The organism is Pseudomonas wadenswilerensis (assembly GCF_024749185.1).
Taxonomy (GTDB): domain Bacteria; phylum Pseudomonadota; class Gammaproteobacteria; order Pseudomonadales; family Pseudomonadaceae; genus Aquipseudomonas; species Aquipseudomonas wadenswilerensis.
On sequence record NZ_CP087191.1, the window covers coordinates 2,463,267 to 2,487,947 of the forward strand.

20 protein-coding genes, 1 tRNA gene and 1 pseudogene are annotated in these 24,681 nt (G+C 60.0%); 11 read left to right on the forward strand and 11 right to left on the reverse strand.

The window, feature by feature from the left end; translation table 11 throughout:
• Positions 1 to 7: 7 nt before the first annotated feature.
• The 3 genes from LOY45_RS11495 to LOY45_RS11505 all read right to left on the reverse strand — a co-directional run bounded on the left by LOY45_RS11495 (position 8) and on the right by LOY45_RS11505 (position 4,207).
• Positions 8 to 1,159: a PilZ domain-containing protein gene (locus LOY45_RS11495; RefSeq protein WP_115087173.1), complete on the reverse strand. Its 1,152-nt coding sequence runs from the start codon at positions 1,157 to 1,159 to the stop codon at positions 8 to 10.
• A gap of 15 nt (positions 1,160 to 1,174) precedes the next feature.
• Positions 1,175 to 2,707 (reverse strand): glycosyltransferase, encoded by a 1,533-nt coding sequence (locus LOY45_RS11500; protein ID WP_258579156.1) that lies wholly within the window; start codon positions 2,705 to 2,707, stop codon positions 1,175 to 1,177.
• A gap of 192 nt (positions 2,708 to 2,899) precedes the next feature.
• Positions 2,900 to 4,207 carry a nucleotide sugar dehydrogenase gene (locus LOY45_RS11505; protein WP_115087171.1) on the reverse strand — a complete coding sequence of 436 codons (1,308 nt, stop codon included), beginning with the start codon at positions 4,205 to 4,207 and terminating at the stop codon, positions 2,900 to 2,902.
• A gap of 660 nt (positions 4,208 to 4,867) precedes the next feature.
• On the opposite strand from LOY45_RS11505, the gene LOY45_RS11510 reads away from it, so the two are divergent.
• From LOY45_RS11510 to LOY45_RS11530, 5 genes are all read left to right on the forward strand, one after another.
• Positions 4,868 to 5,254 carry a helix-turn-helix domain-containing protein gene (locus LOY45_RS11510; protein WP_134063107.1) on the forward strand — a complete coding sequence of 129 codons (387 nt, stop codon included), beginning with the start codon at positions 4,868 to 4,870 and terminating at the stop codon, positions 5,252 to 5,254.
• Between the two features lie 100 nt (positions 5,255 to 5,354).
• Positions 5,355 to 5,993, forward strand: a complete 639-nt coding sequence (gene gacA / locus LOY45_RS11515; protein ID WP_010221877.1) for a response regulator transcription factor GacA — start codon at positions 5,355 to 5,357, stop codon at positions 5,991 to 5,993.
• An 8-nt stretch (positions 5,994 to 6,001) separates the two neighbouring features.
• Positions 6,002 to 7,825: an excinuclease ABC subunit UvrC gene (uvrC, locus tag LOY45_RS11520; RefSeq protein ID WP_134063105.1), complete on the forward strand. Its 1,824-nt coding sequence runs from the start codon at positions 6,002 to 6,004 to the stop codon at positions 7,823 to 7,825.
• A gap of 32 nt (positions 7,826 to 7,857) precedes the next feature.
• Positions 7,858 to 8,418, forward strand: coding sequence for a CDP-diacylglycerol--glycerol-3-phosphate 3-phosphatidyltransferase (gene pgsA / locus LOY45_RS11525; RefSeq protein WP_010221879.1), 561 nt, complete (start codon positions 7,858 to 7,860; stop codon positions 8,416 to 8,418).
• A gap of 63 nt (positions 8,419 to 8,481) precedes the next feature.
• Positions 8,482 to 8,557: transfer RNA gene (locus LOY45_RS11530), tRNA-Gly, on the forward strand.
• Positions 8,558 to 8,892: 335 nt separating this feature from the next.
• Here the strand turns inward: LOY45_RS11530 and LOY45_RS11535 are convergent.
• The gene (locus LOY45_RS11535) at positions 8,893 to 10,059 is read right to left on the reverse strand and encodes an acetate and sugar kinases/Hsc70/actin family protein (RefSeq protein ID WP_244211928.1); all 1,167 of its coding nucleotides are present in this window, start codon (positions 10,057 to 10,059) and stop codon (positions 8,893 to 8,895) included.
• A 276-nt stretch (positions 10,060 to 10,335) separates the two neighbouring features.
• Here LOY45_RS11535 and LOY45_RS11540 point away from each other — a divergent pair, with 276 nt between their 5' ends.
• Positions 10,336 to 10,767 carry a hypothetical protein gene (locus LOY45_RS11540; protein WP_258579157.1) on the forward strand — a complete coding sequence of 144 codons (432 nt, stop codon included), beginning with the start codon at positions 10,336 to 10,338 and terminating at the stop codon, positions 10,765 to 10,767.
• Between the two features lie 115 nt (positions 10,768 to 10,882).
• A complete protein-coding gene (locus LOY45_RS11545) occupies positions 10,883 to 11,134 on the forward strand; it encodes a hypothetical protein (RefSeq protein WP_233674282.1) in 252 nt (83 codons plus the stop codon).
• A gap of 61 nt (positions 11,135 to 11,195) precedes the next feature.
• Here LOY45_RS11545 and LOY45_RS11550 read toward each other — a convergent pair whose 3' ends face one another.
• Positions 11,196 to 12,146: a phosphoribosyltransferase gene (locus tag LOY45_RS11550; RefSeq protein WP_258579158.1), complete on the reverse strand. Its 951-nt coding sequence runs from the start codon at positions 12,144 to 12,146 to the stop codon at positions 11,196 to 11,198.
• 362 nt (positions 12,147 to 12,508) lie between these two features.
• On the opposite strand from LOY45_RS11550, the gene LOY45_RS11555 reads away from it, so the two are divergent.
• Entirely contained in the window at positions 12,509 to 13,417 is a 909-nt protein-coding gene (locus LOY45_RS11555; protein WP_258579159.1) for a hypothetical protein, read from the forward strand.
• 476 nt (positions 13,418 to 13,893) lie between these two features.
• On the opposite strand, the gene LOY45_RS11560 is transcribed toward LOY45_RS11555, so the two are convergent.
• Entirely contained in the window at positions 13,894 to 14,256 is a 363-nt protein-coding gene (locus tag LOY45_RS11560) for a hypothetical protein (RefSeq protein WP_258579160.1), read from the reverse strand.
• A gap of 428 nt (positions 14,257 to 14,684) precedes the next feature.
• Here LOY45_RS11560 and LOY45_RS11565 point away from each other — a divergent pair, with 428 nt between their 5' ends.
• Positions 14,685 to 14,954 (forward strand): hypothetical protein, encoded by a 270-nt coding sequence (locus LOY45_RS11565; RefSeq protein WP_258579161.1) that lies wholly within the window; start codon positions 14,685 to 14,687, stop codon positions 14,952 to 14,954.
• Here the strand turns inward: LOY45_RS11565 and LOY45_RS11570 are convergent.
• From LOY45_RS11570 to LOY45_RS11590, 5 genes are all read right to left on the reverse strand, one after another.
• Entirely contained in the window at positions 14,912 to 15,802 is an 891-nt protein-coding gene (locus LOY45_RS11570; RefSeq protein ID WP_258579162.1) for an alpha/beta hydrolase, read from the reverse strand. The genes LOY45_RS11565 and LOY45_RS11570 overlap by 43 nt on opposite strands.
• Complete coding sequence (locus LOY45_RS11575; protein ID WP_258579302.1) at positions 15,802 to 18,405, reverse strand: autotransporter family protein; 2,604 nt, start codon at positions 18,403 to 18,405, stop codon at positions 15,802 to 15,804. The genes LOY45_RS11570 and LOY45_RS11575 overlap by 1 nt, the downstream gene beginning before the upstream one ends.
• 156 nt (positions 18,406 to 18,561) lie before the next feature.
• A complete protein-coding gene (locus LOY45_RS11580; RefSeq protein WP_258579163.1) occupies positions 18,562 to 19,221 on the reverse strand; it encodes a hypothetical protein in 660 nt (219 codons plus the stop codon).
• Positions 19,222 to 19,346: 125 nt separating this feature from the next.
• Positions 19,347 to 21,086 (reverse strand): dipeptidase, encoded by a 1,740-nt coding sequence (locus LOY45_RS11585; RefSeq protein WP_115087163.1) that lies wholly within the window; start codon positions 21,084 to 21,086, stop codon positions 19,347 to 19,349.
• 174 nt (positions 21,087 to 21,260) lie between these two features.
• Positions 21,261 to 22,496 carry a DUF2169 family type VI secretion system accessory protein gene (locus LOY45_RS11590; RefSeq protein ID WP_134063091.1) on the reverse strand — a complete coding sequence of 412 codons (1,236 nt, stop codon included), beginning with the start codon at positions 22,494 to 22,496 and terminating at the stop codon, positions 21,261 to 21,263.
• A gap of 300 nt (positions 22,497 to 22,796) precedes the next feature.
• Here LOY45_RS11590 and LOY45_RS11595 point away from each other — a divergent pair.
• Positions 22,797 to 23,228 (forward strand): annotated as a pseudogene (locus LOY45_RS11595) (type VI secretion IcmF C-terminal domain-containing protein); the annotation flags it as partial.
• A gap of 941 nt (positions 23,229 to 24,169) precedes the next feature.
• Positions 24,170 to 24,613: a CopD family copper resistance protein gene (locus LOY45_RS11600; RefSeq protein ID WP_258579164.1), complete on the forward strand. Its 444-nt coding sequence runs from the start codon at positions 24,170 to 24,172 to the stop codon at positions 24,611 to 24,613.
• Positions 24,614 to 24,681: the final 68 nt, after the last annotated feature.

Genomic DNA, 24,681 nt, shown 5'->3' on the forward strand with positions numbered 1-24,681 from the left:
GTGGGGCTTAGCGCGAAGCCGTGAACGGCAGGCCCAGGTACAGGTCCACCGCCACCGGCTTCTGGTACGCGGCGCGGGGCAGCGGGCTGTCGGGGGCGATGGTCAGGGCCAGGTTCTTGTTGGCTTCATCGACATGGGAGTCGACGACCTTGCCGCTGAAGGTCTCATCCAGGCCGAACACCTTGAGGTCCACCGAGGTCACCCGGCCGATGTCGGCGAGCTTGTCGAACGGCACGTTGGCGGTGACGAACAGGCCTTCATCCCTGGGCAGCAAATGCACCAGTGGCGCCTGCTTGTAGCCGTAGCCGTCCAGTGGCTTGCTCGGGAAGTACACCTCGCAGTCGCACGGGCTGTTGATCACCGTCTCGATGGTGGCGCGCCCGAGCAGGGTCTGCAGGTCGCCGGGCGAGAGGTCGGCCACTGCCTTCATGTCGGCCGGGCTGGTGAAGCTGGTGGCCAGCTGGGTGGAAATGCTCGCCACCGGCGTGCCGGCCTTGACCTCGGTCTGCCCCGGCGCCAGGAGGAACTTCACATAGCCGTTGTCGGGCATGCTGATGACCTGGGCATTGGCCGAAACCTGGGCCTGCACGGCAGGGATGCGGAAGAACAGCAGGTAGCACTTGTAGGCGACAAAGCCCAGCGCGGCGACACCTGCGGCGGCATACAGCAGGGTGCCGAGGGTGGCCTTGAGACGCTCACCGGAGCTGCGCGCGCTGGCGTACTTGTGCTTGCGTTCCTTGATGTAGTTTTCCCGCTGCATCACGTTGAACAGGCCGTTGATGTCGGCGATCTCGCCCGACAGGTAGGCGCTGATGATGTAGCGCAGGATGTCGCGCTTCTGCGAGTCGAGCTCGACGAACTGGGCGCCGACTTCCTGGCCGCGCTGGGAGACGATCTTGATCTGGCTGTCGATGTTCAGGTCGACCTGGTTCAGGCGCAGCTGGATCGAGGCGTGGTACAGGCTGCCGATCTTCAGCGGCTCGGGGTGGAGCAGGCCGATGCCACCCAGGGAGATGTCCTGCAGGGTGCTGTCGAACGGCGGCTGGCCGGCCGCGCTGAGCTTGACCCGGGCATTGAGTTTGGTGCGCACGTACTGGCGTTCGTCGATGGCTTCGTGGACGACGTTCGCGGGTACTGCGGGTGTGCTTGAACTACTCATGGCAGGCGCCTTTCCTTAACGTTGCGTGAGTTCGAGAAGAACCGAGATGACCCCGAAGAAAATCGCGATGGATGAAAACAGCATCGCCTTGGAAGACCAGCGGTTCAGGGCGGCATCGAAGTTGACGGTGCCGTTGCTTAATGTGGTTTTTTGCCGGGTCCAGCTCTGCTGGTCCATGTGGAACAGGGCGTAGACTTTCATCAGCGAGCCGATGATCTGGTTGTAATAAAGAACGAACGGGTACACCGGGCTGACCGGGTGGCCGGCGAACAGAAACAGCACGGTGACGATGCTGCGCGACAGCAGTACCCAGAACAGGTACACCAGCAGGTACTGGATGCCGAACACGATGCCGGCGACCACCGAGGCGGTCAGGCCCATCAGGCAAGTCCACATCGACACCCGCTGATCGAGCAGTACGTACAGGGTGAACAGGCCCAGGCGGGCGCGGCCGAGCAGGGCGGTGGCGCGAAAGTTCTGGCGCAGCGAGTTGCCGTACCAGCGGAACATCAGTTGGCGGGTGGCGCGCCAGAAACTGTTGTCTGGCGGATGCTCGACGGTCAGGGTGTTGCTGTCGGGCACGTAGAAGGTGTCCCAGCCGGCGCGCATCAGGCTCAGCCACGACGACTTGTCGTCACCGGTGAGAAACTGAAACCGCCCAAGGCGCCAGTGCTGGAGAAAATCCGCCTCGACGTCGCGGATGAAGTCCGGGTCGGTCATGACACTGGCGCGAAAGAACGACAGCCGCCCGGTCAGGGTCAGCACCCGGTGCGACAAGGCCATCGAGCACATGTTGATGTGCCGCTGGACGAAGCGCATCGAGTGCCACTGGCGCATCAGGTTGCTGCCTTCGACTTCGCAGAACTCGTTGGTGGTCAGGCCGCCGACGTTGGGCAGGTAGGCGAACAGCTTGACCGCGCGCTCGACGCAACCGGGCAGCATCATGGTGTCGCCGTCGACCACGCCGACCACCGAGTCCTGCAGCGGCATCTGCCGCGACAGGGCGCGGAAGGCATGGGCCAGGCCATCACGCTTGCCGGTGCCGCGGGCGCGGACGATCACCAGCTTGATGTCGTCGCGGTCCTTGACCTCGTTGCGCATGATCTCCTTGATGAACTGCTCGTCGCCCTTCTCGACGATCGAGGCGATCACCGTGCACGGCACCTTCAGCCGCTGTACCTCCTGGAACACCGACTGGTAGACCTTGAAGGTGGTGTGGGTGGGGATGCGAAAACTGGTCACCACCATGAACATGTGCGCCGGCAGCGCCGCATCGCCCATGCGCTCGACCGCCTTGCGCATGCGTGGGAACTTCCAGTGCAGGAAGTACATGCCGCGCAGGTAGTGGACGATGGCATTGCCATAGCGCCACATGCCCAGCGCACCGATGATGAAGATGAACTTGTGGTGTGCAGGGTCGAGGTACTGCGGTGCGACCATCTCCGACGCCAGCGCGATCAGGCCGAACAGGCAGGCCCAGGCGCAAAAACGCGCGCCTGCCTGCAGGTAGTCCGGCTGCCCTCGGGGCGGCTGTTGCTGTCGTTCCATGTAGTCGTTGCTCCTGTGTTCGGGCCACGCCCGGCTGAATGACATGCGCACTTTTCGCGCCTGGCCATGACAGGGTCGGCCGGGCAGTTGGCAGGTGTGCAGTCAATCAGGCGGGGTGCCTGGGTGAATCGCCGGGTACTCTCTGGGTGGAGTACTTTCTGGCTGGAGTGCTCTCTGCTGGAGTACGGGGCCTTACCAGCAGATACCCTCACGCTGGGCATCGCTGCCGTGGGCCATGAAGCCCACCAGGTCGATGATCTGCTTGTCGCTGCTGGCATCCAGGGCTTGGGCGAAACGGTCATCGTTGTTGCCCAGCACCACCACGTCGGCTTCGCGGATCACCTGCTGCAGGTCGTTGCACAGCAGCGACGAAACGTGCGGGATCTTCGACTCGATGTACTCGCGGTTGGCGCCGAACACCCGGGCATACTCGACGTTGGCGTCGTAGATGGTGAGGTCGTAGCCTTTGCCGATGAGCATTTCCGCCAGCTCCACCAGCGGGCTTTCGCGCAGGTCATCGCTGCCGGCTTTGAAACTCAGGCCCAGCAGGCCGATACGGCGCTTGTCCTGACGGGTGATCAGCTCGAAGGCGTTCTTCACCTGGTTGCGGTTACTGGCCATGATCGAGGCCAGCAGCGGGTGCTCGACGTCCAGCTGGCCGGCACGGTAGGTGAGGGCGCGCACGTCCTTGGGCAGGCACGAGCCACCGAAGGCGAAGCCGGGGCGCAGGTAGTAGCGCGACAGGTTGAGCTTGTAGTCCTGGCAGACCACATCCATCACCTCGCGGCCATCGACGCCGGAAGCCTTGGCAATGTTGCCGATCTCGTTGGCAAAACTGACCTTGGTCGCGTGCCAGACGTTGCAGGTGTACTTGATCATCTCGGCGACTTCGATCGACTTGCGGATCACCGGCGCGTCCAGGCCCTGGTACAGCGACTGCAGCAGGTCGCCCGATTGCGGGTCCAGCTCGCCGATCACGGTCATGGCCGGGAAGTCGTAGTCCTGGATCGCGGTGCTTTCACGCAGGAACTCGGGGTTGACCGCCACGCCGAAGTCGATGCCGGCGCGCTTGCCCGAGCTTTGCTCGAGGATCGGGATGACCACGTTCTTCACCGTGCCGGGCAGCACGGTACTGCGCACAACCACGGTGTGGCGGCTGGCCTTGTCGCGCATGGCGGTGCCGATTTCGCGGCATACCGCTTCCATGTAGACCAGGTCCAGGTCGCCGTTTTTCTTGCTCGGGGTACCGACGCACAGCAGCGACATCTCGGTGGCCAGCACGGCGGCCTGGACATCCGTAGTGCCGCGCAGGCGGCCGTGGCGCACGCCGTCGAGCAGCAACTGTTCAAGGCCCGGCTCGACAATGGGCGACTTGCCCTGGTTGATCATGTCGATCTTGGCCGGCGAAATATCCACGCCCAGCACCTGGTGCCCACGAGCGGACAAACAACCGGCACAGACAGCGCCCACATAACCCAATCCAAAGATACTGATATTCATAGTTCCCTCTCCCAAGGTTCAGCAAAAGCTGACCGAGATAGTCAGTTAAACGGCATAGTCGACGCGGCAGACGCGCAAGAAAAAGCAGCGCGCTAAAAGGAGGCGATGCAGGCGTTTTTCGTTGTCTTATTACATCCTAAGGGAGTTTTTTTAACTTCGGCAAGCTGTCTCTAACTTTGAGTTGGATAAAGTTTAAAATCGCTGTGTTAAAGTTAAAAAACCGTTATAAATCAACAAGTTAAAGTTTGTTATTAGTTCGGCGTCAAAAATCCGATATCAACATTTTGCCGTGAAAATGGCGTCAGAAAGCCGTTGTCTCAATGGCTTTTGGCGATTTTCATGGTTTTTTTTGACGGGCATTTTGCATGTTCTCTTGAGCTTCTTTATTATCCGTAAGCTGTTGTGTTCCAACGCTAATAGTCGCCAGGTGATGGCACTTTAGCTATTAACGGAAGTTGTTTGCTTATTAGTGCGCTGTGTAAGAACTGCGGGCGAGATCCGTAACCGTCTCGGCGGTTGTCCTGACAATCCTGGACAGGTAGAGCGGGCTTCGACTTGTGCAGCGGACCTGATCGCGGCATAGTTCGGGCTTCGTTCGAGGCACGCCATTGAAGGCTGTGTGCTCATCCATCCGGATGCTGGATAAGAGATGTCAGACAGATGAATGGAATCGGTTCGCGTATCAGGGAAGAAAGAGAACGGCTGGGCCTGACCCAGCGCGCCTTTGGCGATATCGGCGGGGTAGAGCCCAACGCCCAGGGCAAATACGAAAGCGGTGAGCGCACCCCCAAGGCCGACTACCTGGCCGCCGTGGCGGCGCGTGGGGTCGATGCGTTGTATGTGTTGAGCGGGGTGCATACCCCGGTTGAGCACAGCAGCCTGAGCGCTGAGGAAGAACAGCTGCTCGGCAGCTTTCGCCTGCTGCAGGCGGCCGACCAGGTTGCCGTCCAGCAATTGCTGGGCAGCCTTGCCGAGCGTGGCCAGCGCCCGCCGGTAAGGGCCGGTGGCTATGAGCGGGGGATGTATGGGCGCCTGTCAGGAAAGTGAAAAAATGACGTCAGGCAAATGACGTGTTCCGTTAGGTCTACGGCTATATTTTTTGCTAAGGTGGCGGGATCCAATTACCGCCGCAGTGCGAGGTGTCTGCTTGATTAGGGTGCTGGTGGTCGATGACCACGATCTGGTGCGTACGGGCATCACGCGCATGCTGGCCGATATCGATGGCTTGCAGGTGGTGGGCGAGGCCGACTCCGGCGAGGCATCGCTGAAGGTCGCGCGCGAGCTCAAGCCCGACGTGGTCCTGATGGATGTGAAAATGCCCGGTATCGGCGGCCTGGAGGCGACGCGCAAACTGCTGCGCAGCCACCCGGACGTGAAAGTGGTGGCGGTGACCGTTTGTGAAGAAGACCCGTTCCCCACCCGCCTGTTGCAGGCCGGCGCCGCCGGTTACCTGACCAAGGGTGCAGGGCTCGATGAAATGGTCCAGGCCATTCGCCTGGTGTTTGCCGGCCAGCGCTATATCAGCCCGCAGATCGCCCAGCAGCTGGCACTCAAGTCGTTCCAGCCGCAAGGCTCGCCGTTCGATGCGTTGTCGGAGCGGGAAATCCAGATCGCGCTGATGATCGTTGGCTGCCAGAAGGTGCAGATCATCTCCGACAAGCTGTGCCTGTCACCGAAAACGGTCAATACTTACCGTTACCGGATCTTCGAAAAACTCTCGGTCACCAGCGACGTCGAGCTGACGCTGCTGGCCGTCCGCCACGGCATGGTTGACGCCAGTCTCTGAGCGCACTCATGACACCTGTGTTCGATTCAAGCGCATTCCTGGCGACCTGCAGCGGTCGCCCGGGCGTCTACCGGATGTTCGACGGTGAGGCCCGGCTGCTGTATGTGGGCAAGGCCAAGAACCTCAAGAAGCGCCTCGCCAGCTATTTTCGCAAGACTGGCCTGGCGCCGAAGACGGCTGCCCTGGTGGCGCGCATCGTCCAGGTCGAGACCACCATCACCGCCAACGAGACCGAGGCGCTGCTGCTCGAGCAGACCCTGATCAAGGAATGGCGCCCGCCGTACAACATCCTGTTGCGCGACGACAAATCCTACCCCTATGTGTTTCTCTCCGATGGCGACTACCCGCGTCTGGGCATCCATCGTGGGGCCAAGAAACAGAAGGGCAAGTATTTCGGGCCGTACCCCAGTGCCGGAGCGATCCGCGAGAGCCTGAGCCTGCTGCAGAAGACCTTCTTCGTCCGCCAGTGCGAAGACAGCTATTACAGCAACCGTACCCGGCCGTGCCTGCAATACCAGATCAAGCGTTGCAAGGCGCCCTGTGTCGGCCTGGTCGAGCCGGAGGAATACGCAGTCGATGTGCGCCACTCGGTGATGTTCCTCGAAGGCCGCAGCCACCAGCTGACCAACGAGCTGAACGCCGAGATGGAGCAGGCGGCCATGGCCCTGGAGTTCGAGAAGGCTGCCGAGCTGCGCGACCAGATTGCCTTGCTGCGCCGGGTCCAGGACCAGCAGAGCATGGAAGGCGGCAGCGGCGATGTCGACGTGGTCGCAGCCTTCGTCAATCCCGGTGGCGCCTGTGTGCACCTGATCAGCGTGCGTGGCGGGCGGGTGCTGGGCAGCAAGAACTTCTTCCCGCAAGTGGGCATCGAGGAGGAGGTGGCCGAGGTCATGGCCGCGTTCCTCTCGCAGTACTACGTGGGCAATGCCGAGCGCGAGCTGCCGGGCGAACTGATCGTCAACGTGGTGCACGAGGATTTCGCCGCGATCAGCGCTGCCATCGAAACCCTGCGCGGCCGTGACCTGACCATCAGCCACCGAGTGCGCGGCACCCGTGCGCGCTGGCAGCAACTGGCGGTGACCAACGCCGAGCAGGCGCTGAGCGCACGCCTGGCCAACCGTCAGCACATGGCTTCACGCTTCGAGGCCCTGGCCCAGGTCCTGGCCCTGGATGAAACCCCGCAACGCCTGGAATGCTACGACATCAGCCATTCCAGCGGCGAAGCCACCGTGGCCTCGTGCGTGGTGTTTGGCCCGGAAGGGCCGCTCAAGTCCGACTACCGGCGCTACAACATCGAAGGCGTGACCCCGGGCGACGACTACGCGGCCATGCACCAGGCCCTGACCCGGCGCTTTGGCCGGCTCAAGGACGGCGAGGGCAAGCTGCCCGACGTGCTGCTGGTGGACGGCGGCAAGGGCCAGCTGAACATGGCCCGTGAGGTGCTGCAGGAACTGGCGGTGCCCGACCTGATCCTGCTCGGGGTGGCCAAGGGCACCACGCGCAAGGCCGGATTCGAAACCCTGTACCTGAATGACGTGGCCCACGAGTTCACCCTCAAGGGCGACTCACCGGCGCTGCACCTGATCCAGCAGATCCGCGATGAAGCCCACCGCTTTGCCATCACCGGCCACCGTGCCCGCCGTGGCAAGACGCGCCGCACCTCGACCCTCGAAGGCGTCGCCGGCGTCGGCCCGAAACGCCGCCGCGACCTGCTCAAGCACTTCGGTGGCCTGCAGGAACTGACCCGCGCGAGCATCGAAGAAATCGCCAAAGCACCGGGAATCAGTAAAAAGCTTGCCGAGTCGATTTATGCCAACCTGCATAGCGAGTAGAATGCCTGCTCACTTTGCAGCCAGTTGTGCCGATGAATATTCCAAATCTGCTTACCGTTCTTCGCGTCCTGCTCATTCCGATCTTCATTTTGCTGTTCTATGTTCCGTATCACTGGAGCTATATCGCAGCGAGCAGTGTCTTCGCCATCGCCGCGGCCACTGACTGGCTGGACGGTTACCTGGCCCGTCGCCTGCAGCAGAGCACGCCGTTCGGCGCCTTCCTCGACCCGGTAGCCGACAAGCTGATGGTCGCCGTGGCCCTGGTATTGCTGGTGCAAGTGCACGCCAACTTCTGGCTGACCCTGCCGGCGGCGGTGATCATCGGCCGCGAGATCGTGGTCTCGGCCCTGCGCGAGTGGATGGCCGAGCTGGGGGCGAGGGCGCACGTCGCGGTGTCGAACCTGGGCAAGTGGAAGACCGCGGCGCAGATGCTCGCCCTGGTGATTTTGCTGGCCAACCCGCCGGTGCTGACGTTCTGGGTGATTTTGGGCTACGCCTTGCTGATGATCTCGGCCGGCCTGACCCTGTGGTCGATGGTGCACTACCTGCGCGCCGCCTGGCCGCACCTGCGCGAAGGCTCGGAGCAGAAATAAAGCTTTTTTGAATCAAGGGCTTGACGAGATTTATTGAATCGTTACAATAGCCCCCATCACGACGCGGGAATAGCTCAGTTGGTAGAGCACGACCTTGCCAAGGTCGGGGTCGCGAGTTCGAGTCTCGTTTCCCGCTCCAAATATGGCGCTTCAGCATTCAGCAGAGTGCTGTAGTGATAGAAAAAAGGCCCTTAGGGGCCTTTTTTCGTTTCTGCGCAAAAGCGCTGACATCCAGTGCAGGCCAGTACGTTCAAGTCTCGTTGTTTCAGTTGCATTTCCCTGGCATGGGTACTCATTGCTGGCCACGGTTACGTCGCCCCTTCGGGACGCCACGGCCCAGTGACACCCCGTTGGTTGTCGCCCCATCCGTACTGCAGGCGTACGCTAATGATCGTGTGAACTGACGCCGGGCACGCCGAAACACGTTGGCTTACTCCGCTCGGCATCCAGAGGCGAACGGCCATGCTGGTAGGTTTACTTGTTAATTAACAAGTAGCCCTCGGTCCACCGGATGTCCATGTTTTCAATTTTCTTTAGCGCTGTAATTTGTCCATCTTTCAAGTTTAGGTGGTCGTAGAGGATGTTATAAGCAAATACCCCGTTTGCACATTTGTTTTCTGGCTGGTATTTGTCTTTTGAACTGTCATTCTTGATGGCGTCTTCAATGTATTTGTAACTCTCGCAGCTGTGCGTAATGCCATGTTTTAATGTCTGTCGGGTTGGTGTGTCATTGTTGAAAAAGTTGAGTGTGTAGTAAAGTGCGCTCAAGCCGATGAAGTGGGTGTGACTGAAGTCGTTTGAGTTGACAATGTGTTCGAGCTTCTGGATTTCAGATTTGCCATTAGTCGCAATGGCTTTGTCATAAGTACTGTCGCACGCGGTGAAGTTAAATGAGCCTGGCGTGGATAAGCCCTCGGGGTAGCAACTCTGATCTTGCTGTTGTACCCTGTCCATAGCAAGTCTGGCCTCATTAGCACCCAGGCCAAGCAGGCTTTCACTCACAATATGATAGGTTTGTTTATTCCACTGTACAGTATGGGTGGTGTCAGTCTGCGGATCGTTGCTGGCAAAAGTAATCTGGCTTGAGGCTCCGCCCATCTCAATTATCCCTAGGGTCTTGTCAGACCCTGTAAGTCCTATTAAGTAATTAAGGTGTACCCAAGCGAATGCCCCTTCTTCCCATCCTTCAATCGTACGCACCTGACCTGTCATTAATCCCTTGCCATGGATTGCCTCGTTGACAGACTGATAAATAGATAGTTGCTGAGATGGAGACAACTCGCGCATGCCTGCTGTTCCGAGAACGCTCACGAGGACATTGTTTTTTTCCAGGGTATATCCTTTGTCATCGGCGAGCTTAATCAATGCGTCAAGCAAAGGGCTTATGAGCTGGGTGTCTGCATTTTCAGGAAAATTCACATGGCTGGCCAATGGGTTTTTGGTGCTGTTTTCCACAATGGGGGTAATCGTATCGGAGGATAATTTATAAAGAATTCCGCGGGTCTTGCTACTTCCGGCGTCAACGACAATTTGCCATGTCTCTGAACGCGCTTCTGCGTTAATGTTTTCTACCATCGTGCCGAAAACGCACAGTGCTAGAATAATGTTTTTCAGGGTGCTAACGCGGTAGGGTAAAGACAAGGCAAGTGCTCCATGGATAGTGGGAGTGAAAAAATACAATTCATGGCTTCAGAGGTGGTTGTAATAATTACTCTCTATGCTAAGCGTTACTGACAGCCTGAGGTGACGCCAGCATTGGGATGGGCCTTTGCATTGTTGATCTATAGTGTCGGCAAATCTACTGGCAAAAATGATAGGTATCGACGATGTGTTTTGTGGTGATAAGGTTATGTATTTAGCATGGAAATTCCTCCTGTTTTTGGTGAAATACACGACGGGTTCGCTCTGAACAACTGAATGCACTGGTTCGCCAAGGGGGCAGAACCAGGTCTGTACTATCAGCAACTGCACCTGTTGCGTGCAGCGCGACTCACGCTTTCATGCCGACAGAGAACTATCAATTTTGTCAGTAGACAGCTGCTGCTTCGCGTAAGTAGTGTCTATGCCAATGTCGTTGGATCGGAAAATGTGAGCAGGTATGGCTGCGGGTTAACGGGTTGGACATTTGTTACATTGGGGGCATCAATGGGCGACGATGAAATCAGAGGCTTATACGAACGTCTCAGCCAGAACCGTTCTGGCGTTCCTTCATTTGACGGGGTGCTGGAGGAACTGAAGCAATTTGGATTTCCTTTGCAGGAGATGGATGAAGGTGGCGTAAGGGTGATTCTGTTAAATGCTCTGCAGGCTGCTAGGCGGGTATGCCGCTGTCTTGACTATCAGGAGTAGGTACCGGCGGATAGCAACGTCCAATGGCGTTGGCTCATGAACATATCATCAGGCAGATAGCGTTTACTGGTGCGCTGTCTGGTTCTGAACTTTTGAGCGATGAGGTGAGTAGCGCATGAACAATTTGAACTTGGCTCGCCTGAATCTGTATCGCACTCGTGAGCGCATCCAAATTGAGCTTGAGGTCGGCGAAACGGTGGAAGGGCTGCTCAAGTCGATCGACTGGAAGCACAAGACGATCAGGATCCATCGTCCCAAGCCTGGCGTAGATTGGGTGCTCCAATTCTCTGACGTTCAATCAATAGCGCCGCATTCTTGCGAAGCGACAGAATTGGACGTAGATCATTGGGGGCTTTCCTGGTTGTAGCCTTTGCCAGGCGCAGGCGGCGGTTAATGCCTGCTGGTGATCTGACCATCCGTATCGGGGCTTACACCTGCTGTCCCCACCCAAGCGCGCCAATCAACCGTCCCAGCCCATTTCTGGCATCCCACCAGATCACCCGCAGCAATGGCGCGTACTGTGCTATCAGGATGGCTTGCACAGGGTCGCTCTCGACAAAGTGGGTACACCCCAATCGCAGGGTGGCTTGGGCCTTGTGGGCGGCTACCTGCTCAGGGCTATCGTTGTGCAGCTGGGGGTCTCTCATGATCATTGGCGTTTCGCCATGGCCGTGCCGGGATAGCCAGGCTTGAGTGCGTGCGCGGTCCATTTCCGGGCGGCCGGTGATGATGGCTTTAACCAGGCCCAATGGTGGTAGCCGTTCAAAGGGTTCAAGCTGATCGCGCTCACAAAGCGCCGCCTGCAGGTCGGCGGCATAGTGCTGGTCTGGAATGTCCGGGAGCAGAATGCCGTCAAGGTCAATGGCATACGCATCGTATTCATGATCTTGTGCCATCTGGCCGGTGCGTCCGCAGCCGGTACTTACCCAGTGGTCGCGGTAGGCTTGGGTGTTGACTTGGCGTTCCCAGGGGAACAGTAGGAAGTAGCCTCGTCCGTCTATGCCGTAGTCGGGGCGAAGTCTGCTGAGGTCATGATAACCAGCAGTGAGCGTTTTGACTTGTAACCCCCTGCGTTGCAAAAAGCTTAAGCAGTCCTTGAGCGTATGGCCGGCGCCAGCAATGTCTTCACAGAGCAACACTTTGCTGCCGGCCTGCGGGATGGGGAGCGATGAGTCCCAGGTGACACTGCGGTCCGCCCGACGATAACGCAAGAAAGACGGTTCAACGCCCGTGGCATGAGAAACCATCAGTGCCAAGGGGGCGCCACCTCTCAACACCCCAATGATGCTGCTAAAGGCCTCTGCCAGTAGCGCGGACTGCAACGAGGCGACCCAGCGGTCCATATGTTCATACGAGATGGGCAGCACAGGTTCATTCAAGGGTAGGACCTCTTCAGAACGGAAGTTATACGGTTCAGTTGAATTGATCAGAGACCTCACTCCCTGGATTCTCACCCGTTGCAAGGGTGTCCACTACTGGTAAAAATGATAGGTTCAAGGGCTGGTGCGGATGAAGACCAGCGCCAGGAAAGAGGCGATCAGCACACTGCGGTGGCAGTGTGCTGACGCTCTCGATGATCAGATCAAGCCTCGTCATGTGCCGCGCGCGGATTGAGCCGTACCCGCAGGGTTAGGCGACTGTCATTTTTGTCAGTATCGGCAAATCGTTGAGCGCCGTATCGTTCCGGGTGTCACGACAGTTCAGGGTGGTTCCAGAGCTGGACACTTGGAGATGAGTCTCGATGGACTTGATTGCTTTGCCCGCCAGCACGAAGGTTCGAGTGACTGTCGGTGTTGACCCGATGGTCGAGAGGATGGCGGTCCAGCGTCCCTATTTTGCATTCGACACCCTCTACCAGACGGCAGACGCTGATTGGGACATCTGGGGAAATTTCAAACCTGAGCAGCCCCTCGGTGCTGAGGCGGGACCTCTAACCCTGTCCGAATGCATTCGTCACCTGTCCACGCTCGGCGCTTGCGCGGCTGCCCTGGCCCAACATCCGGATGAGCGTATCCATTATTTGGCTGATCATGCGATCTGGACGATACACAGGCCTGGGCTGAATACAGATCGAGCCATGCTGTTTGCTGCACGTGCACGGGTGTCAGCACGCTCCGGTAAGCGCGTAGAGGCAAACGCTGAACTGCTGACTGCGGGTGTGGTCAGTGCCGATCTCACCGTCAGCTACCAAGCTTTACCTGCGCAAGTCTTCGATCTCGCATTTGCCGACCATTGCAATGCCGGTTGTTCTCCAGCAACGCGTTCGCCATACCGGCGAATGTTTCCATTGCTCGTGCTTTCGCTCAAGCGTCATGCGATCACTGCTTGCAGCGTGGATTTCTCGGCAGAACGTTGTGCCGGCCATTTTCCGGACCACCCGATGTGGCCTGTGTCAGCCGTCCTGTCCGGGCTATGCGAAGTGATGTCGCAGTTATTGGCCCATGAGTTCCAGCGTTGCGTGGAATACACGGTGATGCATGCCGAGATGCGCGCATTACGCCTGGTGGCGGCCTCAGAGCAATTGCTGTTCAATGCCACGCTGATGTCGGTGTCGAGTGAAGGGCGGGTGTACAGCATGAGCTGTAGCGCCACTCACGGCAGAGCGGTTGTTGTCATGTTGGATGCGGTGGTGGTGATTCGTCGGGATTGAGTTCGCCGGGCGGCGCTAGCAGCACAGAAAGCGGAGGTCGGCAGCCATTATCCAGCAGCTGGAAGCTCCTGCACCAGCAGCTCCATTCTGTACCGCGCGCGGATCGCGATGGACGTTGATGGACAACCATTGATTTTTATGGAATCGAGCACCCCGACAAAACCTTCATCGGCAAGGTCGAGAAAGGCTTTGACTGGATGGGGTTTGTTTTTACGGCTGAGGGGTGCGCCGCCGTGGCACCGCGTGCACTCACCAACCATTCCCTGAAACTCCGCCGGCTTTACGAGCGCGCGCGACACGCGAGTTGCGGTATCGGTGACGGTTGCGAGGGATAGTGTTCCGGATATTTGGCTCCAGGCACGGCACCCTTCGCTCAGATGGTCATAGCAGCTCGGAACGTGCCTGTAACTCCCACGTGGTTCTGCCGACGTCCGGTCCGTGATGTATCGACGTGCACTTCCGTCGCGCGAATTATCCTAGTTGTCGGGTGATTTTCCGGCGTTGTTCGCATAGCCGGAGTTCGCCGCTAGCGAGTCGCTGGAATTCGCAGCCGACGCGATTGACGGGAGGGGGCCGTCCGATATGCATACGATCAACTTCCCGTCGGTCGGCGCGGACCGATTGATTGATTTATATCGATCTAGTAGATGGGCGCGTAAAAATTTTTCCTGATCTCGCGTGATTTGCACCGATGCGTCATCGTCGGCTTGGTACTGGGTTGTTCTGGTCTGTTCGTCCGCCGTCACCATGAGGTAATAGATTCCGGCGACAAACTGCACGGTCTCTGTCACGATTTGGAAGGACATATCCTTGGGGATTGCGGTTACTGTAATATTCATCATCTAGTCACCTTTGTCTTATCATTTAATTCTCCCGGTTCCGAGCTTCTAAGCCCGGCTCCGGCACGTCCGGCTCGGATAGGGGCGCGTTCTGCTCGCTGCCTCTCCCGCGGGGTTGGTTTGCTTGGTCGATATTTCGTCCGTCGGTTGTAACTCCGCGTTGTCCCGTCCTCATGTGTGCCACCATTAATGAAATCTGGTAAAACATCCCTGCCAGTAAGGTTCACAGTGAACTCATCCAGAACTTACTGGCCACTGTCAGAAATACTAGTTTTCTAGAACATTACGAAATATAAAATCGCCATTAAAATTCCAATCTCTCTCGGGCACTACGTCGCCGAGAGAAGAAATGTTTTTATCGCGGCGGATGGCTGAGCGCGGTGTATCTGGAGTCGACAGGGTACTGTGGCGATAATGCCTGGAAGGCGATGAAGCGTTTGCGCAAACAAGAGCAACCGCTCAATGAACTGCAGACGAAGCGTTTTCAGCAGGCTGTTCGGGAGGTGTCCGAGGCAGTAAATGCCACGGGCGAAGCGAAGAAGGTGACGTTGTCCTATCTCTTCAAGTCAGGCAGCGGTACGCCTCAGGTGACGATGATCAAAGGTTCGGGCAAGCTGGAGATCCGGGCGCCGATTGAGCTTCCGCTCCTGGACGCTCAAAAGCTGGTTGGGATGTGCGGGTCAAGGCCCTGTAGTTGATTGCACTTTTCGATCGCCTGGCTTCGCCAAACCCTCCACGCAGTCTCCCAGCCTGACTCATGCGTCGCGGCAGGGATGATCACCCGTTGATTGCAGTCGCTCGACCGCAGATTGCCGCGAAAGCTGCTTGCGATGTCACCAGGAATCACCGCGTCGCGACCACCCAGCAGATGGCGCTGGGGCAATGATTTCAGGCGGTCCCGATAGACCATCGGGTCCAGCGAACCGTTCAGGGGCGACAAGCCTTTGAGCTGTACCCATAAGCCTGGATCAAGATTGCCGGCGATGGTCTGGATCTGCGTGACATCGTCCCGTTGCCCGGCCAGCAGCACCGCCAACGCCGCGCCACCTGAATACCCCACCAACTCGAACTCGCGATTGCCAACGCGCTGCTTGAGCCGGTCCAGCGCCTGGCTGAGACTGCTGACCACTTCCTGGGAGAAGCGTCGATCAGTCCACAGCGCAGAGCTACAGCCTGCTGCGGTGACGAACTGGCAAGGCCGTGCGAGGTAGGCATTCGGGGTCGGATCCTCAAGCGCCAGTCGCGCGACCAGCAGGTTGCGCGGGCTTGGGTCGAGGCTCGGCTGGCTAGCCGTGGCCCAGGCATGGCCGTCGCCTTCCAGGTACACCCGCAGACGCTCGGTTGCACGCTGGTCAGGTGGTGCCAGCATGGCGAGCGGGAACGGCTGCCCAGACACAACCTCCAGGTGTCGACCGTGCTGTTCAGCCAATTGTTGCAGCGCTTGATAGGAGGATTGGCAGGCACAGAGAAGGGCGCTGGCCAGCAGCGCCCCCACGGTTCGCCAGACGCCGGCCCACGGGCGTGGGCCGGCAAGCGGTTTGCTCATCAGAAGTCGTAACGGACTTTCGCCGAGAACACGTCGGCATCGAAGCCGGACTTGCCGATGTAGTCGTAGTTGACGCCCAGGGTCACCGCGCCCAGCTTGTAGTCGGCACCCACGCCGGCTTCGTAGCTGTCACGCGCCGCCTTGGCACCGCTGGTCACGAACGGCGTGCTGCCGAGCAGGAAGGTCGAGGTGCTCTTGGCTTCATCGGCGGCGAAGTCGTGATACGCCATCAGCTTGGCTTGCGGCTCCAGGGTACCGGCGCCCAGGGCCATGCTGCCGGCCACGCGCAGGCCTGCACCCAGTTCGATGGCTTCGTAACGCTGGTCTTCAACTTTCAGCGCTGCCGAAGAGCCTTTTTCACGGTAGCCGTCGATGTTCACCAGGCTGTAGCGGGCCGCCAGGCGCGGCTCGACCAGTACCTGCGGGTTGATGTGGTAGGTGTAGCCACCGATCAGGTTCAGGCCCAGCAGGTCGCTGTCATAGTCGGCCTTGGCTTGCGTGCCGGCAATGCTGCGCTTGCTCTGGTTGTCGTTGAAGCCGTAGGTCAGGCTGGCATCGACGAAGTAGTTGCCGTGCTCGAACCCGCCGTAGAGGGTAAAGGCATGGCTGTCGACTTCGGTCTGGTTGCCGCTTTTGCCGTTCACGTCGGTGTTGATGAAGCTGTACGCCAGGCCCAGGGTCAGGTTGTCGTTGAGCTTGCCATCGGCACCCACGGCGATACCGCGGCTGTAGGCGTTATAACCGGCAACGCCGTCACGCAGGTCCTGGCTGGCGTCGCTGTACAGCGACTGCACCCAGACACCGGCTTCCTTGAAGCCCTCGCCCGAGGAGGCGCCGCGCAGCGAACTGGTGCGGCTGCCGGTGACGTTGCTCACCAGGTTCTGGCTGGTGGTGGCGGCCTGGGTGGCGCCGCCATTGGTTTCCGGGGTCAGTTCCGAGGCCAGCTTGGCGACCTGGGCTTCGTCGGCGTTGAGCAGGGCCTGCTTGAACGGGTCGCTACTGGCCAGCTTGCCGATCATGCCGTCGGCGGTCAGGCTGCCCAGGGCTTTCTGGCTGTTGGACGAACCACCCTGGTTGGTGATGATCTGCTCGACTTCTTCCTTGCCCTTGCCAGTGACCACGGCCACCACCTGATTGTTGTCGACGGTGAAGCTGTCGACCTTGAGCAGCGCCGAGCTGCTGACCAGGTTGAGTTTGCCGTTCGGGTCGACGCTTTCGCCGTCGGCACCCAGCAGTTCGATATGGCCGGCTTCGATCAGTTTGTAGGTGCTGCCGTTGGCATTGAAGTCTTCGCCTTTGGCCGCCAGCTGCACTTGGGCGCCCTGGCCGAACTGGGTGGTGCCGCTGACCTTGAGCACAGCCGTGTTGGCGTCGGTGGCGCTGCTCAGGTTCAGGCCCAGGGCCGAATTGCCGGCGACGTACAGGTTGCCGTCGATGCTGGTGTGCGGGGCTTCGAAGGTCAGGGTGGTTTTCAGGTTGTCGCTGACGCTGCCGACATCGATCCAGCCGCCGTCCTTCATACGAATGTTGGCGCCGTCAGCGCGGCTGTCGGTACCGGTGAACGAGGTGTCGCCTTCGATTTCGATGTTGCTCAGGTCGATCAGGTTACCGACGATCACGCTGCCTTTGCGCAGGATCAGCTCGACCGGGCGGTTGCTTTCCGAGGCGTCGATGGCCTCGTCGGCAGAAATGATCGAACCGCTGTTGAAGATGTTGAAATCGCCTTCTTCTTTGTACCAGGGCTGGGCGCCCGGGCTGTCGAAGTCGCTGAAGCCGATGGCGATGGCGGCGTCTTCGGCACGGATGGTGCCGGTGTTGACCAGGTGGTTGTTCATACCGGTGAAGCTGGCGCCGTCGATGCGGATGCCCTCGGCATCGTCGCCGCTGGCAATGATGGTGCCGTGGTTCTCGATGCCGGCCAGGTCGACCATGTCGGTGTACGCGCCCGAGCCGCTGGTGGTGGCGTCGATGGCGGTGGCGCCTGCGCCGGTGACTTCGATCAGGCCGCGGTTGATGACCTTGCCGACGATCTCGCCGCCTTCAAGGTTGATGCCTTTGGCATCTTCACCCTTGGCGATGATCTTGCCGCCGGCGGCATTGAGCAGGTCGCCCTTGATCACCGAAGAGCCGGAGAAGTCCACGGCGCGGGCGACATCGCGGCCGCCGTCGTCGTTCAGTGGCGCACCTTCTGCGTAGAGCAGGCCTTCGTTGATGACGCTGCCGCCAATCTTCGCCGGGTCGATCATCAGCGCGTTGGCGCCACCGCCGATGGCGGAAATGCTGCCCTTGTTGATCACGTCGCCGCCAACGCTGTTGGCGACCCACGGCTGCGTGCCTTCCCACACGTCCATGTCGACGCCGCCGGCGAAGTTGCCGGTGCTGTTGATGGTGGCGTTGAGAATCAGGTCTTTCTCGATGCTCGAGCCATTGAGCTCGATGGCATCTTCGTCGCTGCCGCCGGTATAGGCGCCGTTGATCTCGAGATTGCCGCTGTAGCGCTGGTGCTCGCTTTTAAAACCGGCGTTGGTCAGCTGGACAGTTTCAGCGAGGGCGGGCAAGGCAGTGGCGGTTACGGCCAGGGCGAGCAGGGTCTTGCGGAACATCACGGGGTTCACGGTTCATTCCTTTAACGGTGTTTTGTGTGCTTCGCTTGCGTGCGGGCTGGACCTTGCAGCGACAAAAAAGGCGGGGCCACGCAGAAGGGCGCGGCGATGGTAAATGAGTTGACATCAAAATGATATCACTGGCGTGTACAACCGCTATTTGACCCGAAACGGTTGAGCCGCCATGAACGCCACCGGCAGCAGCGGCGCGGCGAGGATCATCAGCACGCCGTCAGCAGTGACGGTGACCGGCGTCAGCAGTACCTGAGTGACCTTGCTCTTTTTTCGGTAGGCCGAAACCTGAAGGGGATAGGTGCTTTTCAGCGTACTGCCCTGAAGGGCGCTGATGTCCTTGCTGGACTTGAAGCGGCTGCCTTGAATTTTGTAGCGATGCAGCAGGGCGTCCTGTTGCGCCGATGCCACGAAGCCCAGCGCTTTTGCCTCGTTGACCTCGCCTGCTGCAAGTTGCCCCAGCCCGGGGATCTTCAGTTCGAATTCGCCGTCCAGGGTTTCATACATGCTGACGTGGACCGGCAGAAACTCGGCCTGCATCTTGGCATGCAGCCCTGAGCGAATCGCCTGCAATAGCTCGGGTTCGACCAGGATGAAGTAGTGGTACTTTTTGCCCAGTACCACAAAGCTCTTCTGGTCAGCCGTCACATAGAGCTGGCCTACCTGCTCTGTATAGACTTCTTCGCTGGCCCGCGGCTCATACAGCTCGCTGGTCAGGCAGCCACTGATGCTGGCGAGGGTCAGTGCAGACACTGCCAGCAGTGTGGCCCTGAGCAATCTTGGCCGGGGCGAGGTCTTTTGCATGTTTGATCCAATCCATGGAGGGGCGGTGGTGGATCATAACCTGCAAGTGGTGTGATAGCGCTGAAGAAGCGGCGTAAGCCGATCAACCCGGCGAGCCCGCTACAACAGCGGGCCCGCCGGACGTGTCAGAGCTTGGGCAGTTGTCCCACACGCCCCATCATTTCCGTTACGACCTGCAGGTCCAGAAGGAACTGCTCCACCGTCTTGAACTCGTTGTCGTTATGCCCGGTGTACTTGACGTCGGGCATGGCCAGGCCGAACTGCACGCCGTTGGGCAGTTCATGCACCGAGGTCGCGCCGGCGGAGGTGCCGAACTCCTGCTTCATCCCCAGGTTTTCGCTGGCGACTGCCAGCAGCGCCTTGACCCATTCACCCTCGGGGTTGCGGTACATCGGTTCGGCGATCGAGTAGTCGAAGGTCGGTGTGATGCGGCTCTGCTTGCTCCACGCGTCCAGCTTGCCGGCGATTTCGCTTTTCAGGGCTTCCGGGCTTTTACCCTTCGGCACACGCAGGTTGACGGCCAGTTTCAAGGCCTTGTCGTCCAGGCCGACGTAGGTCAGCGAGGTGGTCAGCGGGCCCATGAACTTGTCCGAGAAACCGACACCCAGTTTGCCGCCCAGGTAGTCCAGGCCCCAGTTGTCGGCGGCGTAGCGGGCGGCGTCGGTGATGTGGTTGTGCTTGAGCGCGACCTTGCCGTCGAGGCTGTTGATAAAGTCGAGCATCCGCGCCACCGGGTTGACCCCGGACTCAGGTTCAGAGGAGTGCGCCGAGACGCCGGTGACGGTCAGTTTGACGTCCTTGCCATCGACCTTGGCGCTGACCTCGAAGTTGCCGCCATTGGCCTTGGCATACTCAGCGCCGGCTTTTTGCAGGGTGGCAGCCAGCTCGGCGGGCTTGTCGGTCACCAGGGTCGCCACCGAGGTCGAAGGGATCTGGTTGGTGGCCAGGCCGCCGGTCAGCGTGGTGATTTCAGCGCCTTGGCCATCGCCTGCGCGCCGGGCAAAGCTGGCCATGACCGTGCCGTAGCCTTTCTCGGCAATCACCACCGGGTAGCCACCGTCCAGTGCCAGGTTGTAATTAGGCGTCGGGTTGCGCTCGAAGTAGTAGGGGATGGCGTCGCCGGTGGTCTCTTCGGTGGTGTCGACCAGCAGCTTGAAGTTGCGTGCCAGCGGCAGCTTCTCTTCCTTGATGATTTTCATGGCGTACATCGCCACGACAATACCGTTCTTGTCGTCTTCGGTGCCGCGACCGTACATGCGATCGCCAACCAGGGTGACCTTGAACGGGTCGAGACGGGTGCCGTCCTTGAGTACCCAGTTCTCCGGCGTCACCGGCACCACGTCGGCGTGGGCGTGAATACCGACCACTTCATCGCCTTGGCCTTCCAGGGAAATTTCATAGACACGGTTGTCGATGTTGCGAAAGTTCAGGTTGAAGGCCTGGGCCAGGCTCTTGATCTTCTCGGCGATCTTGATGAATTCGGGGTTGTCGTGCTGATCGACGCCGTCGACGCGGAAGGTCGGAATAGCCACCAGTTCACGCAGGGTCTGGGTGGCCGCATCGCCGTACTTCAGCCGGGCATAGATCCCCAGCAGGCGATGGATTTCGTTCTGCTGTTCAGCCGTCAGCTGCTTGTTGGCCAGGAAGGCGGCGATGCTCTGGTCGAGCTTGTCGGCCTTGCCGAGTTCGCTTTTCGCCACACTGGCCAGGAACTGGCGGAAATCCTTGACCGAAGCGTCGCTGAAGCTCTTGAGAATGGCCGCGCTCTGCTGTGGGGTGATGTTGGCATAGGCAGGCGAGGTGATCGATGCCAGGCCAGCGAGCATCAGGGTGGCCGCAGCCAGTTTTTTCAGGGCGAAGTTCATTGCGGGGGGCATTCCTTTGCAGGCAAATGATGAGAAAGGATGGGTGCAACAAAACATTTCCAAGCTACCACTTAGAGGGGCTGGTACGGGAGTACCTGAAGTGGGATGTGTCGCACAGAACTGCAAAAGCGGCGCAGAAACGAAAAAGCCCCGGGAGAGGCTGGCTTGCAGTTTTCAGCTACGGGGGCACGGAGCGAAATCGAAGCAGGCTTCCAGTGCACAAATGTCGTCCGGGCGGGGCAGGCTGATCCGGTGAGTCAACGACAAGGTCATGGCATCGGTATCGATATGCAGGGTGTCGGTGAATAGCGGCAGCGGCAGCAACTCGCCACTGTGCAGGCGCATCAGCACAAAGGGCCGGTGCTCGGGCAGTTCCACGCAGAGTTGGCCGTTGTGGCTGAGTGCAGGCGGGGTAAGGTTGAACAGTTCGATGCGAAGGTTCGCGGGCAGAAAGGCGATTTGCTGGTCGACGGGGGCAGCGTTCCAGTAGGCAAAGTCGAAGTCGGCGGGTAACCCCGGCCAGGGTTTTTTCTGCCAGGCTTTGTCGTAGGTGCCGGCCAGGGCCAGGCGAGGCGCCCAGGCCCGGCCCACCACCCCAAACCCTGCCGGGCAGTAGCCGTAGGTGGCGGACAGCTGGGCCATGTCGGCGGCGCTGATGTCGCCGTCCGGATGGTGGGTGACGTGCAGGTGGGTGACCGGCCTGTCGAGCGCCTCGATTTGCGGGGCCGCCAGGCGCTGGAGTGGCGCGTCCATGGACCAGGCGTGTTTCTCATGGCGTTTTTCGATCCAGCCCCGGCCCAATGGATTGCTGTAGCAGACCTGATGGAGCAGGTACGGCTCGGCGCAATTGTCCGGATAGTCGGGGTTGGGCAGCACACTGCTGCCGCCGAAGGCGTACTCCCAGCGCAAGGGCACGCGGATGGCCGGCTCGGCAGCAGACAAGCGCCAGCCGCTGAACAGACCATGCTCAAAGTGTCGAGGGCCGCTGAAGCGCAGGTGCTTGTCGAGCAGAATGCCCCGCGCCTCATGGTGTTCTGCTTCGTGTTGTGCGGTGCATGGCTGTTCGCTCAATGGAGCGCTCAGGCGGATGCCAGCAGTCCAGGACGTTGTCGGTTCGCCGCCGGGGGCGTGGGCATGGCCGTTGATGATCACATCGCAGCGGGGTTTGAACGGCGCCAGGTCGCTTTCTTCGTAGACGCTGCTCTGGCCCTGTTCACCGAAGTAACGATCGGCTGCGCACAGCAGGATCGGCTCGTCAGCCATCACTTCGGCACTGCAGTGCCCTGGCTGGCCCGGGATGGGCTGCAGACGATAGCCAACCTTCATCACTACGACGGGGTAGTCATTGCCCCGGGTATCGAGCGCACTGAAGCATAACGCGGCAAAGGGCGTCAGGTTGCGAAATTCCATAGTGGGTCCTTCAATTGATGTCGACGTCCTTGCCGTTAATGTGCATAGCGCCCTGGGGCTGGAGCTGCACGGGAAGCCCCAGGGGGAAATCTAGGCGGGTGTGGCTTGAGGCCTCAAGAGAGGAGAGGTAATTCAGACGGGTCCTACGGCTTCCTACGCGCTTGACTGTCAGATGCGCCGGAGCTGATTCCGTTTTTCGCTGAGTAGGGGTTGGAATGTGTACCGGTCGTGGAGGCGGCTTCAAGGTGCCGTCCGTGATTCGAGATCCAGATCTTCTGGCCATTTCACTTTGGGTGCCTTTTCAACAACCGCGGCCACCTGGCGGTGCAACTGAGCATCGAGCCCCTGGCCTTGAGCAGCCTGCTGAGCATCGATGGCCAGTTGGTGCCTTACCGGCATGGCGCGCCACAGCGCACGGGCTTGGTCTGGCCCAATGACCTGAGCAGTGCCAGCGCCAGCCAGCTGACGCTGGTGCACAGCAGCGGCAACACCGCCAGCCTCAGTTATCGTGGGCCCTGGTCGTTGTTTCGCCTGCTCAGCCGCGCCCAGCTCAACGGCCGGACCGACACCAGCGTCGACCTGACCTTTGCCGTGGCTGATGGCCTGATGCGCTACCGCGTCGGTGTGCACAAGGCCAACAACCCGGTCACCCAGCGCAGTTTTGAAGGGTTTGCCTTGCCCAGGACGTTACTGGAAGCACGTCGCGGCCCGCCCATCGATGACGAGTCATAGGTGCGTACCTGCCTGGAGTGGGTGGGAGCGGGCTTGCCCCGCGATGAGGCCAGTACAACCAACACGTCATGCGGCGCCTGGATTACGACCGCTGCGCGCTCGATCGCCGGCAAGTCCGGCTCCCACAGGATTGGCTGTGCTCCCAGGGGCAGTGCAAGACCTGTGGGAGCTGGCTTGCCAGCGATGAGGCCAGTCCAGCCAACACATCATGCGGCGCCTGGATTACGACCGCTGCGCGCTCGATCGCCGGCAAGTCCGGCTCCCACAGGATTGGCTGTGCTCCCAGGGGCAGTGCAAGACCTGTGGGAGCTGGCTTGCCAGCGATGAGGCCAGTCCAGCCAACACATCATGCGGCGCCTGGATTACGACCGCTGCGCGCTCGATCGCCGGCAAGTCCGGCTCCCACAGGATTGGCGGTGCTCCCAGGGGCAGTGCAAGACCTGTGGGAGCTGGCTTGCCAGCGATGAGGCCAGTCCAGCCAACACGTCATGCGGCGTCTGGATTACGACCGCTGCGCGCTCGATCGCCGGCAAGTCCGGCTCCCACAGGATTGGCTGTGCTCCCAGGGGCAGTGCAAGACCTGTGGGAGCTGGCTTGCCAGCGATGAGGCCAGTCCAGCCAACACATCATGCGGCGCCTGGATTACGACCGCTGCGCGCTCGATCGCCGGCAAGTCCGGCTCCCACAGGATTGGCGGTGCTCCCAGGGGCAGTGCAAGACCTGTGGGAGCTGGCTTGCCAGCGATGAGGCCAGTACAGCCAACGCATCATGCGGCGCCTGGATTACGACCGCTGCGCGCTCGATCGCCGGCAAGTCCGGCTCCCACAGGGCCGGCGTACACAAACCCACTGTGGGATCGGGCTTTGTTGATTGCCGTCAACCACCACACCCCGCCACCGCGCTAGTCTCGAGCCCAGTGCCAGACTCACGCCGAGGCCCCGATGCTCTACCCGCTGCTGTTATCCCTGCACCTGTTCGCCGCGGTGATCTTCATCGGTACGGTGTTCTTCGAGGTGCTGTTCCTTGAACACATCCGCAAGCAGTTGCCGGCCAAGCTCATGCTGCTACTGGAACAGGCCATCGGCCAGCGCGCCCGGCAGTTGATGCCCTGGGTGCTGCTGGTGCTGTTCGGGGCCGGGGTAGGGATGGTCTGGCTGCGCTATGTGCCGCTGCTGGAGACGCCCCTGCGCTCGTCGTTCGGCACCTTGTTGCTGGTGAAAATCATGCTTGCCGCCAGCGTGCTGGGGCATTTTCTCGTGGCCATGCTGTGGTTTCGCAGCGGGCAGATGAGCAGCGGCCGGGTGAAGTTCATTCATCACAGTGTGTTCGTTCATCTGCTGCTGATCCTGCTGCTGGCCAAGGCCATGTTCTACCTGACATGGTAGCCAGCCGCGCCGCGCTTGATGCAAATCAAGGCCCCTGGGCCGCTCCGGGCGGACACTGATGCTCCGTA